Consider the following 17,195-nt stretch of genomic DNA (forward strand, 5'->3'; position numbering starts at 1 on the left):
ATGACGGAACCCACAGGCGCTGCGGAGACCTCCGGGACGGGCGCGACCTCAGATGACGCCGTGACCGACGATTTCCAGCTCCCCGGCGTCCCGGACGCCTTCCAGCGCCTGTGGACCCCTCATCGGATGGCCTACATCAAGGGTGGTCAGGAACAGTACGACCACCCGGATTCCTGCCCGTTCTGCGTGGCGCCGGGCCGTTCCGATGAGCAATCGCTCATCGTGCACCGGGGGAGGCTCTGCTACGTCATCCTCAACTTGTACCCGTACAACCCCGGGCACGCCCTCATCTGCCCGTACCGCCACGTGTCCTACTACACGGACCTGACGGAGGAGGAGACCGCCGAATTCTCGGCTCTCACCCAGACCACCATCCGCGTGCTGCAGAAGGTGTCCCGTCCGGGCGGCTTCAACATCGGCATGAACCAGGGCAAGGTGGGCGGCGCCGGGATCTCCGAGCACCTTCACCAGCACGTGGTGCCGCGCTGGGGCGGCGACGGCAACTTCCTGCCGATCATCGCGCAGACGAAGGCGATCACGCAGACCCTGGGCGAGGTCCGGGAGCTGCTCGCCGAGGGCTGGCCGGCGGACGACGACGGCGACGTGGCGGGTGCCGCACACACCGCAGCGGCAGGGGACCTCTGAGCCCATGCTCAATCGTTTCGCGCGCACCTTCTTCACGCGCCTGTTCACCCCTCTGGCCAAGGCCCTGCTCAAGGCCGGGGTGAGTCCGGACGCCGTGACGGTGACCGGCACGCTCGGCGCCGTCGTCTCCGCGCTCATCCTCTACCCGCAGGGGCAGCTCTTCTGGGGCACCGTGGCGATCACGGTGTTCATCTTCTCGGACGTGGTGGACGGCATCATGGCGCGCCTGTCCGGCCGCCACGGCCTGTGGGGCAACTTCCTCGACTCGACGCTGGACCGCGTGGTGGACGGGGTGCTGTTCTCCACGGTCGCGTTCTGGTACTTCACCGGGGGGAACGACCCGGTCATCGCGACGGCCTCCCTGGCATGCCTGGTCCTCGGCATGCTCGTGTCCTATGCGCGGGCGAAGGCCGAAGCACTGGGCTTCGAGTGCAATGTGGGCATCGCGGAACGTGCGGAACGGCTGGTCGCCCTCCTGGTCATGACCGGTCTCACCGGGCTCGGCCTGCCGTCGGTGGTCCTGCTGGTGACGCTCGTCCTGCTCGCGCTGGCATCGCTCTTCACGATCGGGCAGCGCGTCGAGACCGTCCGGCGTCAGGCGGCCGCCGTCCGCTGACGGGGGAGCAGACACCGCCGAAGCCTCGGCCTGGGAGTGACCCGGGCTGAGGCTTCGCTTGTCTGTTACGCGGGCGCGCCTCACGGGCGGTGCCGCCGTCGGACAGCTATTAGACTTGTCGGCAGGCGGCGTTCTGCCGCCGGTCGGGTGACACTGCGTGAGTTTGGCCGCGTGTGCCTGGCGTACGCCATTTTCTGACACCCATAGGGGTTTTTTGTGTCTACAGCTGAACTGAACGGCGAGAACACCAACGGCAATGCCGCCGATGCGCAGCAGCGAGTCGTCACCGGCAGCAGCCGCGTCAAGCGGGGCATGGCCGACATGCTGAAGGGCGGCGTCATCATGGACGTCGTCAACGTCGAGCAGGCCCGGATCGCCGAGGATGCCGGCGCCGTGGCCGTCATGGCGCTCGAGCGCGTCCCCGCGGACATCCGCGCTCAGGGCGGCGTCTCCCGCATGTCCGACCCTGACATGATCGACCAGATCATCGAGGCCGTGTCCATCCCGGTCATGGCGAAGGCCCGCATCGGCCACTTCGTGGAGGCCCAGGTCCTGCAGTCCCTCGGCGTCGACTACATCGACGAGTCCGAGGTCCTCACCCCGGCCGACTACGTCAACCACATCGACAAGTGGGACTTCGACGTCCCCTTCGTCTGTGGCGCCACCAACCTCGGTGAGGCCCTGCGCCGCATCAACGAGGGCGCGGCCATGATCCGTTCCAAGGGCGAGGCCGGCACCGGCGACGTCTCCAACGCCACGGGTCACATGCGCAAGATCCGCTCCGAGATCGCCAAGCTCTCGGCCCTGCCCGAGGACGAGCTGTACGTGGCCGCCAAGGAACTGCAGGCCCCGTACGAACTGGTCAAGGAGGTCGCGGCCACCGGCAAGCTGCCCGTGGTCCTCTTCACCGCCGGCGGCATCGCCACCCCGGCGGACGCCGCCATGATGATGCAGCTCGGCGCCGACGGCGTGTTCGTGGGCTCCGGCATCTTCAAGTCCGGCAACCCGGCCCAGCGTGCCGCCGCCGTGGTCAAGGCCACCACCTTCTATGACGACGCCGAGGTCATCGCGAAGGTCTCCCGTGGTCTCGGCGAGGCCATGGTCGGCATCAACGTCGACGAGCCGGCGCGCTCCATCCAGTTCGCTGAGCGCGGCTGGTAAGCCACATAAATGAGGGCTTTCGGGTCCGTGCCGCCGCTGGTTTGGTGGCACGGACCTGAAGTCTTGCCGTGGTCTAAGGTGCATTCCCAGCTGGGCCTTTCTGCCTGCCTTCAGCAGCTCCAGAATTCGGTATGACGGTAGTGGAAGGCCGGGCTGGGCACGGGTGGGCCGGAAGAACCCTCATTGCGGATGCGGATGCGGATGCGGCTGACCCTGACGCGCAAGGTCCTGCGCGCAAGGTGAGTCATTATTCAGGAAGGGTGCCTTCGCCAGTTGGTGGAGGCACCCTTTCCGGTGTTCAGGGATGAGCGCGGGTAGGGGAGCGCGGCGGGCCCTCCTTCAAATGAGGAGTCGATCGAGAAGGTCTGCCTGCTTGCCGACTCGCGCTTGACGGGGATTTGCACCGTCGACCCCGCCCAGATTGGCTGTCCGCGATGGTCGCTTCATCTTCAAGCATCAGCATGGCGGCCCCCTCTAATGAGTCACCGAGGGCTCGGTGGATGAGATATGGCAGATGGATGCCGGCGAGCATCGTATGTATGAGGACAACTCGATGCTGTGCCCGGGCGATGAAGCGTTCAGCGAGGTGGTCTGCCGAACGGACAGGGGTATCGTTCGGGCTCGGCTCCGCAGGACCAGACACCTCAGATGCCACCTGTTTTTCCAGCAGACCTCCTCACTCCGAAATGCCTGGCACACTCTCACTACTGGCAGAGCCAGCTAAACATCCTGCAGCAAACGGTCCCTCCGAGGAGGTGCCAAATCGCGGCAATGAGTTAGGCTGACGGCGTGGCCACACGAGTCGAGAGATTTCTCGCCCACCTTGACCGGCTGAGTGGCGGGGTCGAACCGCGTTTCTTCCCCGTCGAATCGACCCGTCCGGGTCTGCCGGGGGTAACCGTCATCGTCTACGACGACGTGCCTAGCCCTGGCATGATCACCGCGGTCACGTACGGTGTCAGCCTTGCAGACCATCCCACTTGGCGGTTCGGCAAGCCCGAGCTGTGCATCAGTGTGACCTCGGAGGACCTCAGCTGGGCGTTGGCCCTCGGGCATATCGCAGAGGTACAGCGCGGTGACAACCCGTTCCATTACGGGGACACGATCAACTTCCGGGAGAGCATCGACCGGGGCTCAGACATGACCTCGTTTGTAATCTTTGCACCCGCGGTCCTCGACAGGGCCGACTACACGGGAATCGACGTGGGCGAATCTCGCCCGGTTAACATCTGCGGACTGTACCCGATTCACGATGCAGAACGCCGCTACATTCTCAGCCATGGGCTCGAGGCCTTCTGGAAGCTTGGCTGGGACCCCTATGACGTCAAGCGACGTTCTGCCGTCAGAGGCACGTCGTAACTGGCATGCACAGAGATTGGTGAGGCGGGAGTTGGGCCTCCAGCTCCTGGGTTCACGCGGTGGGCTTCGGGAGTGAGTAGTCACAGCGGGAAGTTGAACGCTAAGGCTCGCCTTGATTTTGGGACCGAAGACGAGCCCGTGCGAGCGAGCATTTTGGACCACGGCATCAACGTCGACGAGCCGGCGCGCTCCATCCAGTTCGCCGAGCGCGGCTGGTAGGCCGCAACGCTGACGGGCAGCGCTGTTGCACGACGGCGGCCGGTCGCCTTCGCAGGAAGGTGACCGGCCGCCGTCGTTTCATCGGCTGCTCCACAGATGTCGTGATCGACCGGAAAATCGACACTTACGGAGCAATCGACCGGATCCGCCACCCACTCTCGATGGAATGTAACTCCACGGCCGCTGTTGTGACGACGTGAACCGCTTCACGGCGCATCAGGGCTTCATCTGGCGGGTGGTCTGACGGTTCGTCGATAAGGTGGATGAATGACCCTCGCCTGGACGCCGCTCATCATCCTGCATGTCGTCTGCGCCGGCTATGGCGTGGTGTTCGGGATCATTCAGCTGGGTCGCCGGAAGGGGGACCGACCCCACCGGATTCTCGGCTGGATCTGGGTGATTGCGATGGCCCTCGCGATCGCGTCGTCGTTCGGCATCCTGACGATGACGGGGACCTTTGGAGTCCTCCACGGCCTCTCCCTCTTCACCGCCTGCACGGTGGCGCTGGGCGTGATCCAGGCACGTCGTGGGCGGATGTCATCACATCGGGCGTTCATGGCCGGGTCTTTTCTGGGGTTGATCGGAGCGCTGGTCGGAGTGCTCGCGGTGCCTACGCGCCGGGTCCCTCAGCTTGCAAACACGAGCCGTGGCTTCTCGTCTTCTTCATCACGGTCCTCGCTGCATCAGCGGTGGTGACTGTTTTCGGCGTCGTGCGGTTCAACCGCCGATGAGCCAGACCTGGTTGCCGGGTGCTCGTCCGCGAGTCCCACGCTGACGCGCACCCGGCGACCGGTCACTTCAGGCGAGTCCGCGGCGCTTCAGCAGCGGGGCGACCTCGGCGTCGCGGCCGCGGAAGGCCCGGAAGCTGTCCAGCGGATCGCGGCTGTTGCCCCTGCTGAGCAGTTCGTTCCGGAAGTGCTCGCCGTTCTCACGGGTGAGGCCGCCGTTCTCGCGGAACCACTCGACGGTGTCCGCGTCGAGGACCTCGCTCCAGATGTAGGAGTAGTAGCCCGCGGCATACCAGCCACCGGCGAAGATGTGCTGGAAGTAGCCCGAACGGTACCGCGGCGGCACCAGATCCCAGTCCAGCCCGGCCTGGCCGAGGGCCGCGCGCTCGAAGCCCTCGACGTCCTCGGGGACGTCGCCCTGGCCGAAGGAATGCCAGGCCAGGTCGAGCAGGGCGGCGCCCAGATACTCGGTGGTCCCGAAGCCCTGGCCCCAGAGCTGCGCGGCGTCGAGACGCTCCACCACGACGGGATCCAGGGCCTCACCGGTCACGTGGTGCCGCGCGTAGTGAGACAGCACCTCCGGGTGGAAGATCCACATCTCGTTGACCTGCGACGGGTATTCCACGAAGTCGCGGGGCACATTGGCGCCGGACAGCCCCGGGTACTTCACCTTCGACAGCAGGCCGTGCAAGGCATGGCCGAATTCGTGGAAGACCGTCCGCAGCTCGTCGAGGGTCAGCAGCGCGGGCTCGCCTTCGGCGGGTCGGGCGATGTTGAGAGTGTTGAAGACCACGGGCGAGGTCCCGGCGAAGCTGGACTGCTCCACGAGGGAGTTCATCCAGGCGCCCCCGCGCTTGGAGGGACGCGTGAAGAAGTCGCCGAGGAACAGGCCCAGGGGAGTGCCGTCCTCCTCGAAGACCTCCCAGGCGCGGACGTCCGGGTGGTAGACCTTGAGGTCGGGGCGCTCGGTGAACGTCAGGCCGAAAAGCTTGCCGGCCGCGTGGAAGATGCCGTTCTCGATCACGCTGTCGAGCTCGAAGTAGGGGCGCAGCTCCTGCTCATCCACCTGGAACCGCTCATTGCGGACGCGATCCGAGTGGAACTGCCAGTCGGCGGCGTCGATGGCATGACCGGCAGACGCCGCCAGGGCCTCCGCTTCACGCTCGGCATTCGCGCGGGCCGCGGGCGCCATGCGGTGCAGCATCTGGAGGACCGGCTCCAGACCCGGGGCGGTCTGATCCTGCACGGACAGCTCCGCGTAGTTGGCGAAGCCCAGCAACTCGGCCTTCTCGGCGCGGAGGCGTGCCTGCTCCAGGATGTTCTCGCGGACATCCAGCTCGCCGGGCTGAACGCCACGGGCGAGGGAGTTGGCGAGCAGCTGCGCGCGCGTGCCGGGATCCTCCAGGACGGAGAGGGCAGGCTGGCTGCTCGGCTGGATCAGGGGCACGAGGAACTTGCCGGTGTGCCCGGCTTCGTCGGCGGACTGGGCGGCGGAGCGGATGGCGTCGGCGTCGAACCCGCGCAGCGCCTCTTCGGTGTCCACCACAAGGGCGCCCGCGTTCACGCTCTCTTTGGCCTTCTGGGAGAACTCGGTGCCGAGCGCGGACAGGCGGGCGTTGATCTCGCGGAGCCGCGCCTGCTGGCTCTCCTGGAGGCCGATGCCCGCGAGGCGGAACCGGCGGAGGTACTCCGAGAGCAACTGCGCGTCCTCGCCCTCCAGTCCGTCGGCGTCGACGGCTTCGAAGCGCTCGAACAGCGAGCGGTCGAGGTAGATGCCGTCCTCGTGCTCGGCGAGCAGGGGCGTCACCTCGGACTCGAGCGCATCGAGCTCCGGCGAGCTGTCCGCGCCGGAGACGGTGTGGAAAGCCCGGACGGCGCGCTCGAGCAGTGCGCCGGAGGATTCCAGCGCCAGGACGGTGTTCTGGAAGTCAGGGGCGTCGGCGCTGCCGGTGATGGCCTCGACCTCGGCGCGGTGTTCGCGGAGGCCCTGGAGGATCGCCTCGCGGTAGTCTTCGGTGGTGAGCTCGGCGAACGGCGTCAGACCGTACGGGAGCGTGCTCGGCTGCAGAAGAGGATTGGTCATGAAACGACCCTTTCACAGCCGTGGCGTGTGTCACAAGGCGGGCGCGCCGGGAGAGTCATGGGGAGACCCGGTGAGCAGGGAGAAGGAGGGGCTGGATGCGGATCGCGATCATCGGCGCCGGGCTGGTCGGTCTCGCCACGGCCGCCGGACTGGCAAACCACGGAGCCAGGGTGGAGGTCTTCGAACGGGCCGGCGAGGAGTCTCCGAGCGGGGCAGGGATCTCGCTCTTCCCGAACAGCCGGAAGGCCATGCGCCGCTTGGGGCTGGGCGACGGTTTCGATCGTCTTCCGCACGGCCCGCCTCCGGGGATCCGCACCGCGATGCGCCGTCGCGACGGGCGCATCAGGTTCTCCGCGCCCGCCCCGCGCGACCACGGCGTCCGCATGTTCCATCGCCATGACCTCCGCGAGTTCCTGCTGGAATCCTGCGCCGACGTCACCTTCCACTGGGGCGTGACCGCCTCAGTGGCCGACGACGGCGACCGCCTCCGCCGCGCGCGCCTCACCGTCGACGGTGTTGCAGGCGCTCCGGGAGCACCGGGCGCTCCCAGCGTCACCGACTGGGATCTGGTGATCGCTGCGGACGGCCTGCGCAGCCGCACCCGGTCCGTGCTGGGGCTCGACCCCGGCCTGCGCTACGCCGGGTACACCGCGTGGCGAGGTGTGACGGCCGCCCCGGTCGACACGGGCGGCACGGCGGGGGAGGACTGGGCCGGTGAGCACCGGTTCGGCACCGTGCCCCTCGCGGACGGCAGGGTCTACTGGTTCGCCGTGGCGAGCCGTCCCGCGGGGGAGACCGCGACTTCCCGGGGGTTCGCGTCCGAGAAGGACGCCGTGCGCCGTGAGTTCGCCGACTGGTACGGGACGGTCGGGGCGCTGATCGACGCCACGCCCGACACCGCCGTCCTGCGCCATGACATCCACGACCTCGCTCGGCCCCTCAAGGCCTTCCATCGGGGCCGGGTGGCTCTGGCGGGCGACGCCGCTCACGCCATGACACCGGACCTCGGACAGGGCGCCGGGGCAGGCTTCGAGGACGCGGCGGCGCTGACCGCGTTGCTCTCCGGCGCCGGGGGAGACGGGCAGGATGGGGAAGGACAGGACGTCACGGCGCTCCTCGAGCGCTACAGCGCGCAGCGGGTCCGCTCGGCGGGGCGCGTCCTCCTCGCCTCGCGGTTCATGGGGAAGGTGGCCCACCGCCGTCGTCGGACGCGCTGAAGGGAAGGCGCTCTGAAGGAAGACGCCCTGAAGGAAATAAGCTCTGCTGCGAACCGGACCCGGACGCGAGGAGGCCCCCACCGGAACATCCGGTGGGGGCCTCCTCGCGCGACGGGGACCTGGCTCAGGCCTGCGTCACCACGAGGGACATCGGGGTGGCCTGGGCGCCCTGACCCTGCGGGTTGTCCCTGAACATCCCCGCGATGGTCTCGGTCGGAAGCGCGGTGTCGTGGCCCATGACCACGACGCCCAGGTCGTTGGCGTCCATGATGGCCACGCCGCCGAAGTTCTCCACCGCCTCGTCGGGCAGGGTCGCGCGGATCTCGGCGCTCAGCGCACGCGCCACGCCCTCGGGATCCTTCGGCGCGAGCTTCACGGAGTTGCTCGCCGCGCCCAGGCTGTACGGGGTCGCGCCGTCGATCGCGTTGATGTTGTTGCCGACCACGTCGTAGAAGACGCCGCTCTTGCCCTGGAACTTGCCCACCACGGACGCCGCGGCGGCCTTGGCGATGAGCGGCAGGCCGACCTCGTTGATGGCGATCTGCATGGACCAGGGGCTGCCCAGGCCGATGCCGGCGGGCGTCCGCGTGACGAACTTGCTCAGCACGCGGGCGGCCGGGGTCACCTTGATCTCCCAGACCGGGAAGGAGCGGCCCTGCGTGATGGCGACGATCTTCTCGCTCACCAGCAGGTACCACTTCCGGCCGTCGCGGCGGGCGCTCTCGATGGCGTCACGGACCTCCGCCGGGGCGCCTTCCAGGCCGGCGAAGAACCGGGCCGGGTACTGGGTCACGGCAGGGGCCAGCTCGGTGTCCTTGGCGAAGACCTCGGTCTGGAGCGGGAAGCGGAGGAACGTGGTGCCGGCCGACTCTATGCCGAGCTCCTTGCCCGGGTTGGGCTCGTAGTCGCTCTTGTTGAGCTTCACGTCCGCGGGGGTCTCGTCCTTGTCGATGAACTCGCGGAACCACAGCTCCACGTTCATGAGGCGCCAGAACACCATGGTGTCCGCGTCGTTCTTGTCGTTGAGGTATTCCTCGAACGCCGTCAGGACCGCTTCGCGGTTCCAGTACGGGCGGTTGTAGAAGGAGTTCGACATGAAGATCTTGTAGATCCGCTCGTTCATGATGCGGAACCACTCCACCTCAGGGGTGGTGAAGCCGATCTTGTTGCGGCGGTTGCTGATCTTCTCGGGAAGCAGCCCGCGGGTGGCGTCCCGCAGGATGCGCTTGTTCCAGCCGCCCTTGATGATGGCCTCATCGGACAGGCTGAAGAGGAACTTCACCACCTCCTTGTCCAGGAAGGGCACGCGGCCCTCCAGGGAGAAGCGCATGGTGTTCTTGTCCTCGTAGCGCAGCAGCGAGGGCAGCGACTTGTGGAAGAGGTCGTCGATGAGACGAGCCTTCATGTTGTCCGGCACGTTGCCGAACTTCTCGCCACGGTATCCGGAGGTGAACTCCTTGTTGAGGAGCTGGCCCATGGTCACGCGCTTCTTGGCGGTGAGCTTGGACTTCAGGCGGAAGCGGCCCAGACGGTAGAAGATGTCCAGCGACTGGCCGGCCTCCTTGAGGAGCTTGCGGTAGTCACCGGCCTTCTGCAGCTGGCGGAGGTAGGCGAAGTAGTACGGGATGTAGCCGGCCATCATCTCGTCGGCGCCCTGGCCGTCGAGCAGCACCGTGACGTGCTTGCTGGCTTCCTTCATCACGCAGTACTGGGCGTACGGCCCGGAGGAGATGATGGGCTCCTCCATGGTGCGCACGAAGTCCTCGAGGTCCGCCGCGAAGCCCTCGGCCGTCGGGAGGATCTTGTGGGCCTCGATGTTGCCGCTGCACTTGGCGATGGCGGCGTCCGCGTAGGCCTCCTCGTCATTGATCGAGTTGGGGAAGACCGCGCTGAAGGTGTTCTGCTTGGGGCCGATCGAGTCAACCGCGTCCGCGTGCTCCTGCATCAGCTTGTTGATGGTCACGACGACGGCGGAGGAGTCGAGGCCTCCGGAGAGGGCGGAGCCCACGGGGACCTCGGACTTGAGGCGCATCCGGATGGCCTCGGTGAACCGCTGGCGGTATTCCTCGGTCACCTCAGGCGTGTACGGACGGTTCACGCTCGAGAGTTCCTCGAGCTCCTGGCGCAGCCGCGTGAAGCTCTCGATCGTGAAACGGCCCGTGGCGTTGTCGATGGTCATCATCTCGCCGGGAAGCAGCTTGTTGACGCCGGCGAAGAAGGTCTCGGCGGTGTCGTCGTGGATCCGGTACTGCAGGTAGCGGTAGAGGATGCGTTCGTTGGGCGCGGCCTCGATGTGGCCGGTGGCGAGGATCGGGCGGATCTCGGACGCGAAGATCACGCGCGGCTCGTCCTCGGTGCCGGCGTTCGCCCAGTACACCGGCTTGATGCCGAAGTGGTCGCGGGCGAGCACGGTGACGTTGCGCTTCTTGTCCAGGATGGCGAGACCGAACATGCCGTTGAACCGGTCGAATGCCTCGGTGCCCCACTCTTCGTAGGACTGCAGGACGACCTCGGTGTCCGACTGGGTGCGGAACGTGCGGCCCAGGGCCTCCAGCTCGGCGCGCAGCTCGAGGTAGTTGTAGACCTCGCCGTTGTAGACGAGGACGAAGTCGCCGTCGGCGCTGATCATCGGCTCCTGGCCGTGCGCGACGTCGATGATGGACAAACGGCGGTGCGCGAGTCCCACATTCGCCTCGGTGAAGTACCCCTCACCATCGGGGCCACGGTGAACGATGCAGGCGCTCATGGCCTTGAGCATCTCCTCGTTCTCCCCAAAGCCGTGGTAACCGGCGATTCCGCACATACTGCGCACCTCTTCGATAGATAACAGGTCGTGACCAATGCTACTGGGTGGGCGGCCCCCGTCAGGGGAGCGCGGGAGCGTCGCGGGCGTCACACGGAGCGGCCGTGACGTGCCGGCTGATTACACTGTCAAGGTGCGAATTCCTCCCTCCGACGCCCCGCTGGTGGGCGTCCTCGCCCTGCAGGGCGACTTCCGAGAACACCTGAGGGCCGTCCACGAGGTGGGCGGCCGGGCCGTTCCCGTGCGCCGCCCGGCCGAGCTGGCCGCCGTCGACGGCCTCGTGATCCCCGGCGGCGAGTCGACGGCGATCGACAAGCTGGCCCGCGCTTTCGAGCTCTCCGGACCCCTCCGCGAACGGATCGCGGACGGGCTCCCGATGTACGGGTCCTGCGCCGGGATGATCCTCCTGGCCGACCGGATCGAGGATCCGACCCTGGACCTCGAGGGGAATCCCCAGCAGACGTTCGGCGGCATCGACATGACGGTGCGGCGCAACGCTTTCGGGCGGCAGCGTGAGTCCTTCGAGGTCGATCTGGACTTCGGAGGGCTCGACTTCTCGGCGGGGCGCGACGGCGACGGCGTGGCCCCCGTTCACGCGGTCTTCATCCGCGGACCCTGGGTCGAGTCGATCGGCGAAGGCGTCGAGGTCCTCGCCCAGTTGCACCCCGACGAGATGCCGTCCGCGGCGACACTCGATTCACGGGCTAGAATTGTTGCGGTTCGCTCGGGCAATCTGCTCGCCACGTCCTTCCATCCCGAAGTGACGGGGGAGCTGCGCGTTCACGAACTGTTCATCCGGATGATCAAAGGAGAAGCGTAGGCATGTCGGGTCACTCCAAATGGGCTACCACTAAGCACAAGAAGGCCGTGATCGACGGCAGGCGTGCCAAGGCGTTCGCCAAGTTCATCAAGAACATCGAGGTCGCGTCCCGCATGGGCGGACCGGATCTCTCCGGCAACCCGGCACTCGACCTGGCCGTGTCCAAGGCCAAAAAGAACTCGGTCCCCAATGACAACATCGACCGCGCCATCAAGCGCGGCGCCGGCCTGACCGGCGAGGTCGTCGACTACACCGAGATCATGTACGAAGCCCGCGGCCCTCAGGGCTCCGCGCTGCTGATCGAGTGCCTCACGGACAACAAGAACCGTGCCGCCTCCGAGGTCCGCCTCGCCATCACCCGCAACGGCGGCACCGTGGCCGATCCGGGTTCCGTGGCCTACTTGTTCGCCCGCCGTGGCGTGGTCAGCCTGCCGAAGAGCGGCTTGAGCGAGGACGACCTGCTCATGGTCGTGCTGGACGCCGGCGCCGACGAGGTCAAGGATCAGGGCGAGAACTGGGAGATCCACTCGGAGCCCGGCGATCTCCAGGCCATCCGTGACGCGCTGAACGAGGCCGGTATCGAGTACGAGACCGACGAGGCCGAGTTCATCCCGTCCATGCAGGTCGACCTGGACCTGGACGGCGCCAAGAAGTTCCTCAAGCTCGTGGACGCGCTGGAAGAGCTGGACGACGTCCAGAACGTGTACACCAACGCCGACCTGAGCGAAGAGGTCCAGGCGCAGCTCGAGGCCGAGTAGTCATCGTCCCGGTGACAGGGCTCCTGCCGTGAGCCTGCGCGTGCTCGGGGTCGACCCGGGGCTCACACGCTGCGGCCTGGGAGTCGTGGACGTCGCCGGTGACCGCCGTGCCAGCATGGTGGCCGTCGGCGTCGTCGGCACCGCCGCCGAGCAGCCGCTGGATCAGCGGCTGCTCGTGATCGCCAACGCGATCGATGAGTGGCTGGACCGCCATGAGCCGCACGTGGTCGCGGTGGAACGCGTGTTCTCGCAGCAGAACGTCAGCACCGTGATGGGCGTGGCTCAGGTGTCCGGTGTGGTCATCGCCGCGGCCGCCCGGCGCGGCATCCCGGTGGCGCTGCACACGCCGTCGGAGGTCAAGGCCGCCGTGACCGGCAGCGGCCGGGCCGACAAGGAAGCGGTCACCCGCATGGTGACCAAGATCCTCCGCCTGGAGGTGGCCCCCCGACCCGCCGATGCCGCGGACGCCCTGGCCCTGGCCATCACGCACGCCTGGCGTGCCGGCAGCGGCGCCGCCGTCGCCACCTCGGCGCCCGGCCACGCGTCGCTCACCCCGGCACAGAGGGCCTGGGCCGAAGCGGAGGCCCGGGCGCGGCGCGGTCGCTGACACGCGGATCGACTTGCTAGCCTATTCGTAGAAATGTTCGAATAGCACAAACTTACTGAGGGGTCGCCGTGATCAGCTCGCTCCGTGGAACCGTGACGCACCTGGGGCTTTCCAGTGCGGTCCTGGAAGTCGGAGGCGTGGGCATGGCCGTGCAGGCCACGCCGCAGACCCTCTCCGCCCTGCGTCTCGGAGAGGAGGCGCGGGTCAGCACCGCGCTGATCGTGCGGGAGGATTCGCTCACCCTCTTCGGTTTCGCCGACGACGACGAGCGCGAGGTCTTCGAGACCCTGCTCACCGTGAGCGGCGTGGGGCCGCGGCTGGCGCTGGCGGTGCTCGCCGTGCTGGATCCCGAGGCGATCCGGGTGGCGGCCCACGGAGAGGACAGCAAGGCGTTCACGACCGTGCCCGGCATCGGACCCAAGGTGGCCGGACGGATCGTGCTGGAACTCAAGGGCAAGCTGGTGCCGCACGGGACCGGCTCCCCGGGGACGCCTCTGCTGCCGGTGTCCGGCGAGGAGGCCTGGAAGCCGCAGGTCGTCGCGGCGCTCAGCAGCCTCGGCTGGAGTGAGAAGGACGCCTCCTCCAACATCGACAAGGCGCTCAAGGACTCTCCGGAGCTGGCCGAGGCGGGAAGCGTTCCCGAGATCCTGCGGGCGACGCTCCGCTGGCTCGGCCAGGACGGCGCGCGGGTGAGGAGCGGACGTGGCTGACGGTTCGGCCGAGGACTCCCTGGTCCGGGGCGGCGAAGAGCCCGAGGAGAGGGTCATCGAAGCCGCCCTGCGGCCGAAGAACCTCGATGACTTCGTCGGTCAGGCCAGGGTCCGGCAGCAGCTCAAGCTCGTTCTCGAGGCTTCCCGCCTGCGCGGCAAGAGCGCCGATCACGTGCTCCTGTCCGGCCCTCCCGGCCTGGGCAAGACGACGCTCGCGATGATCATCGCAGCCGAGATGAATGCGCCGCTGCGCATCAGCAGCGGTCCGGCGATTCAGCACGCCGGCGATCTGGCCGCCATCCTCTCGTCGCTCAGTGAGGGGGAGGTGCTCTTCCTCGATGAGATCCACCGCATGTCCCGGCCTGCCGAGGAGATGCTGTACATGGCCATGGAGGACTTCCGGGTCGACATCGTGGTCGGCAAGGGGGCGGGCGCCACGGCGATCCCGCTGGAGCTTCCGCCATTCACTCTGGTCGGCGCCACGACGCGGGCCGGTCTGCTGCCCGGACCGCTCCGCGACCGTTTCGGATTCACCGGCCACCTCGAGTTCTACGCGGTGGAGGAGCTGGAGCTCGTCCTGCGGCGCTCGGCCGGGCTCCTCGATCTGAAGGTCTCGTCGGCCGGATTCAGTGAGATCGCGGGCCGTTCGCGCGGCACGCCCCGTATCGCCAACCGCCTCCTTCGCCGGGTGCGGGACTGGGCCCTGGTCCACGGGATCGACCAGATCGACGCCCGGACCGCGGGCGCTGCGCTGGACATGTATGAAGTGGACTCGCGTGGCCTGGACCGGCTGGACCGCTCCGTCCTCGAGGCCCTGGTGACCAAGTTCGGCGGAGGCCCGGTCGGTCTCTCCACGCTGGCGATCGCCGTGGGGGAGGAGCCCGAGACGGTCGAGACGGTCGCCGAGCCGTTCCTGGTCCGTGAAGGCCTGGTCGGCCGCACGCCCCGCGGGCGGATCGCGATGGCCGCCGCCTGGACGCACCTCGGTTTCGTGGTGCCGGACGGCGTGTTCGGACGGGAACAGTTCGCCGCGGCGGGCCTCGTGGAGGAGGCGTTCCAGCCTCTCCTCCTGGACGACGACGGGTCCGCCTTCAGCGATTGACGCGCATGGCCATGGTGCGGTTGCGCTCGGCGGCTTGACACTGTTCTCCCGGTTTTTGCCCGTAGACTGTGTTGACGCCCGCCCCTTTCCGGGTGCGGCGACCCCCTGCCTGAAACGCAACGATTGGAAATGATCCGTGGATCCCACCTTGCTCTTGATGCTGGCTGCGCTGGCCGTTCTGATGTTCTTCATGATGCGCCGGAACAAGAAGACCCAGCAACAGCAGCAGCAGATGCAGTCCAAGTTCGCACCGGGCGTCGACGTCATGACCAGCTTCGGCCTGTTCGGCACCATCCGCTCCATCGATGAAGCGGACAACAAGGTGGTGCTGGAGCTTTCCCCCGGCCACCTCGCCACCGTGCACCGCCAGGCCATCGCCAAGGTCGTCGAGCCGACGACCACCGAGGCCGTCGCCCCCGTCGAGGAGACCGTGACCGAGGCGCAGACCGCCCCGGCTGCCGAGGCCCCGGAGACGGTCAAGGACGACGTCGCGCCCGGCACCGCCGCCGAGACGCCGGAAGAGACCCTCAAGCGCCTGAACGGCGACAGCAAGTAGCCCCTGAACACCTTCCGTGGCCTTGCCACGTAGCCCCAAAGGACCTCATAGATGGCTAAGACCGGCCCCATAAGGGTGGCGCGCAGAACGCTGCTCTGGCTTGTCGCTTTGACCCTTGCCATGACTGCTGTCGTGGCCGGGGGAGCGTTGTCCGGCGCATCCAGCTGGACGCCCAAACTCGCCCTCGACCTCGAAGGCGGCACCCAGATGATCCTGGCGCCGCGCGTCGAGGGCAGCGCCTCGGTCAGCTCGGAGCAGCTCAACCAGGCTGTCGAGATCATCCGTCAGCGTGTGGACGGTTCCGGTGTCTCCGAATCGGAGATCAGCACGCAGGGTGGCCGCAACGTGGTCGTCTCGATGCCCGGCACCCCCACCAAGGAGGAGCGGGATCTGATCCAGGCCTCGGCGGACATGAACTTCCGCCCGGTGATCACCGCGGGCGCCGGCACTCCGGTCCCCGAGACGCAGCGCACCCCGGCCAGCAAGCTCCCGAAGCCCACGACGCCGAAGGATGCCAGCGACAGCGCCTGGATCACGGCGCCCGTGCTGAAGGAGTTCGAAGCGATGGACTGCTCCACCCTGGACAAGGGTGGCGTCAAGCGTTCCGATCCGACCAAGCCGCTGGTCACGTGCCAGCCGGCCGAGAACGGTCAGCCTGCCATCAAGTACGTCCTGGGGCCGGTCGAGGTCAAGGGTCAGGACATCGTGACGTCCTCCTACGGTCTGCAGCAGGGCCGCCAGGGCGCCGTGACGAACGAATGGGCCGTGAACATCCAGTTCAACGACCAGGGCACCAAGATCTTCAAAGACGTCACGCAGCGTCTGAACCAGTTCTACGTCGCCGGTGGCGGGGAGAACGGCAGCGATCCCCGCGCGCAGTTCGCCATCGTGCTGGATGACAAGGTGCTGTCGGCTCCGCGGTCACTGGCGGTCATCACCGACGGCCGTCCGCAGATCACGGGCAACTTCACCGAAGCCAGCGCCAAGGCGCTGTCGGACCAGCTGCGCTACGGCGCTCTGCCGATCAGCTTCGAGATCCAGTCCCAGGAGCAGATCTCCGCGACCCTCGGTGGCGAGCAGCTCAAGATGGGTCTGATCGCAGGCCTGATCGGTCTGCTGCTGGTGGTCATCTACTCGCTCTTCCAGTACCGGGCCCTCGGTTTCGTGACCGTCGCGTCCCTGGTGGTCGCGGGTGTCATCACCTACCTGGCGATCACCCTGCTGGGCTGGGCGCAGAACTATCGCCTCTCGCTGGCCGGTGTGGCGGGTCTGATCGTGGCCATCGGCCAGACGGCCGACTCGTTCATCGTGTACTTCGAGCGCATCCGTGACGAATTGCGGGACGGCCGCGGTCTGGTGGCCGCGGTGGAGAACGGCTGGCGCCGCGCCAAGCGCACCATCCTGGCCTCCAAGGCGGTGAACCTGCTGGCCGCCGTCGTGCTGTACTTCGTGGCGGTGGGCAACGTGCGGGGCTTCGCCTTCACGCTCGGCCTGACGGCCCTCGCCGACCTTCTGGTCGTGTTCCTGTTCACCCACCCGACGCTGCAGCTGCTGGCCAAGACCAAGTTCTTCGGCGAAGGGCACCGGTTCTCCGGCCTCGACCCGCGCAACCTGGGCGCTGTGCCGCTGTACCGCGGCGCCGGCCGGATCCGCACCCCGGAGGACCTGGTCACCGCCGGCGCCCCCGTGGCCGCCAAGAACAGCCGCGCGCAGGCCGAGGCCGAACGCCGTCTGACCATCGCCGAACGCCGCCGTGCCGAGCGCGAGCAGGGCACTGAGGCGGACGACGCCGGAAAGGAAGGCAAGTAGCC

At 67.5% G+C, this 17,195-nt stretch carries 16 protein-coding genes; 13 read left to right on the forward strand and 3 right to left on the reverse strand.

Features of this window, described 5'->3' with window-relative positions:
• The 4 genes from P9849_RS07260 to P9849_RS07275 all read left to right on the forward strand — a co-directional run bounded on the left by P9849_RS07260 (position 1) and on the right by P9849_RS07275 (position 3,781).
• Complete coding sequence (locus tag P9849_RS07260) at positions 1-645, forward strand: HIT domain-containing protein (protein WP_278268959.1); 645 nt, start codon at positions 1-3, stop codon at positions 643-645.
• A gap of 4 nt (positions 646-649) precedes the next feature.
• Positions 650-1,261 (forward strand): phosphatidylinositol phosphate synthase, encoded by a 612-nt coding sequence (gene pgsA / locus P9849_RS07265; RefSeq protein WP_278268960.1) that lies wholly within the window; start codon positions 650-652, stop codon positions 1,259-1,261.
• A 216-nt stretch (positions 1,262-1,477) separates the two neighbouring features.
• A complete protein-coding gene (gene pdxS, locus P9849_RS07270; RefSeq protein ID WP_278268961.1) occupies positions 1,478-2,422 on the forward strand; it encodes a pyridoxal 5'-phosphate synthase lyase subunit PdxS in 945 nt (314 codons plus the stop codon).
• Positions 2,423-3,211: 789 nt separating this feature from the next.
• The gene (locus tag P9849_RS07275) at positions 3,212-3,781 is read left to right on the forward strand and encodes a suppressor of fused domain protein (RefSeq protein WP_278268962.1); all 570 of its coding nucleotides are present in this window, start codon (positions 3,212-3,214) and stop codon (positions 3,779-3,781) included.
• A gap of 80 nt (positions 3,782-3,861) precedes the next feature.
• Here P9849_RS07275 and P9849_RS07280 read toward each other — a convergent pair whose 3' ends face one another.
• Entirely contained in the window at positions 3,862-4,152 is a 291-nt protein-coding gene (locus P9849_RS07280) for a hypothetical protein (RefSeq protein WP_278268963.1), read from the reverse strand.
• 115 nt (positions 4,153-4,267) lie between these two features.
• Between P9849_RS07280 and P9849_RS07285 the strand changes: the two genes are divergently transcribed.
• On the forward strand, positions 4,268-4,696 hold the full coding sequence (locus P9849_RS07285) for a DUF2306 domain-containing protein (protein WP_278268964.1): 429 nt from the start codon (positions 4,268-4,270) through the stop codon (positions 4,694-4,696).
• 102 nt (positions 4,697-4,798) lie between these two features.
• On the opposite strand, the gene P9849_RS07290 is transcribed toward P9849_RS07285, so the two are convergent.
• Positions 4,799-6,811: a M3 family metallopeptidase gene (locus tag P9849_RS07290; RefSeq protein WP_278268965.1), complete on the reverse strand. Its 2,013-nt coding sequence runs from the start codon at positions 6,809-6,811 to the stop codon at positions 4,799-4,801.
• A 95-nt stretch (positions 6,812-6,906) separates the two neighbouring features.
• Here P9849_RS07290 and P9849_RS07295 point away from each other — a divergent pair, with 95 nt between their 5' ends.
• Complete coding sequence (locus tag P9849_RS07295) at positions 6,907-8,028, forward strand: FAD-dependent monooxygenase (RefSeq protein ID WP_278268966.1); 1,122 nt, start codon at positions 6,907-6,909, stop codon at positions 8,026-8,028.
• Between the two features lie 124 nt (positions 8,029-8,152).
• Here P9849_RS07295 and asnB read toward each other — a convergent pair whose 3' ends face one another.
• A complete protein-coding gene (asnB, locus tag P9849_RS07300) occupies positions 8,153-10,831 on the reverse strand; it encodes an asparagine synthase (glutamine-hydrolyzing) (RefSeq protein WP_278268967.1) in 2,679 nt (892 codons plus the stop codon).
• Between the two features lie 133 nt (positions 10,832-10,964).
• Here asnB and pdxT point away from each other — a divergent pair, with 133 nt between their 5' ends.
• The 7 genes from pdxT (at position 10,965) to secD (ending at position 17,193) form a co-directional block, all read left to right on the forward strand.
• A complete protein-coding gene (pdxT, locus tag P9849_RS07305) occupies positions 10,965-11,651 on the forward strand; it encodes a pyridoxal 5'-phosphate synthase glutaminase subunit PdxT (protein ID WP_278268968.1) in 687 nt (228 codons plus the stop codon).
• A gap of 2 nt (positions 11,652-11,653) precedes the next feature.
• On the forward strand, positions 11,654-12,409 hold the full coding sequence (locus P9849_RS07310) for a YebC/PmpR family DNA-binding transcriptional regulator (RefSeq protein WP_278268969.1): 756 nt from the start codon (positions 11,654-11,656) through the stop codon (positions 12,407-12,409).
• 28 nt (positions 12,410-12,437) lie between these two features.
• Positions 12,438-13,016, forward strand: coding sequence for a crossover junction endodeoxyribonuclease RuvC (gene ruvC, locus P9849_RS07315; RefSeq protein ID WP_278268970.1), 579 nt, complete (start codon positions 12,438-12,440; stop codon positions 13,014-13,016).
• A gap of 68 nt (positions 13,017-13,084) precedes the next feature.
• On the forward strand, positions 13,085-13,726 hold the full coding sequence (gene ruvA / locus P9849_RS07320; protein ID WP_278268971.1) for a Holliday junction branch migration protein RuvA: 642 nt from the start codon (positions 13,085-13,087) through the stop codon (positions 13,724-13,726).
• Positions 13,719-14,828: a Holliday junction branch migration DNA helicase RuvB gene (gene ruvB, locus P9849_RS07325; protein WP_278268972.1), complete on the forward strand. Its 1,110-nt coding sequence runs from the start codon at positions 13,719-13,721 to the stop codon at positions 14,826-14,828. Before ruvA ends, ruvB begins: the two co-directional genes overlap by 8 nt.
• Positions 14,829-14,985: 157 nt before the next feature.
• Complete coding sequence (gene yajC / locus P9849_RS07330) at positions 14,986-15,384, forward strand: preprotein translocase subunit YajC (protein WP_278269126.1); 399 nt, start codon at positions 14,986-14,988, stop codon at positions 15,382-15,384.
• A 51-nt stretch (positions 15,385-15,435) separates the two neighbouring features.
• Positions 15,436-17,193, forward strand: a complete 1,758-nt coding sequence (gene secD, locus P9849_RS07335; protein WP_278268973.1) for a protein translocase subunit SecD — start codon at positions 15,436-15,438, stop codon at positions 17,191-17,193.
• Positions 17,194-17,195 lie beyond the last annotated feature (2 nt).

Source organism: Arthrobacter sp. Y-9, assembly GCF_029690065.1.
Lineage (GTDB): Bacteria > Actinomycetota > Actinomycetes > Actinomycetales > Micrococcaceae > Arthrobacter_E.

Coding starts and splice junctions, on each gene's coding strand:
- yajC (WP_278269126.1), top strand. CDS start 14,986: ATGCTGGCTGCGCTGGCCGTTCTGATGTTCTTCATGATGCGCCGGAAC.
- pgsA (WP_278268960.1), top strand. CDS start 650: ATGCTCAATCGTTTCGCGCGCACCTTCTTCACGCGCCTGTTCACCCCT.
- P9849_RS07295 (WP_278268966.1), top strand. CDS start 6,907: ATGCGGATCGCGATCATCGGCGCCGGGCTGGTCGGTCTCGCCACGGCC.
- P9849_RS07285 (WP_278268964.1), top strand. CDS start 4,268: ATGACCCTCGCCTGGACGCCGCTCATCATCCTGCATGTCGTCTGCGCC.
- P9849_RS07310 (WP_278268969.1), top strand. CDS start 11,654: ATGTCGGGTCACTCCAAATGGGCTACCACTAAGCACAAGAAGGCCGTG.
- P9849_RS07260 (WP_278268959.1), top strand. CDS start 1: ATGACGGAACCCACAGGCGCTGCGGAGACCTCCGGGACGGGCGCGACC.
- secD (WP_278268973.1), top strand. CDS start 15,436: ATGGCTAAGACCGGCCCCATAAGGGTGGCGCGCAGAACGCTGCTCTGG.
- P9849_RS07290 (WP_278268965.1), bottom strand. CDS start 6,811: ATGACCAATCCTCTTCTGCAGCCGAGCACGCTCCCGTACGGTCTGACG.
- asnB (WP_278268967.1), bottom strand. CDS start 10,831: ATGTGCGGAATCGCCGGTTACCACGGCTTTGGGGAGAACGAGGAGATG.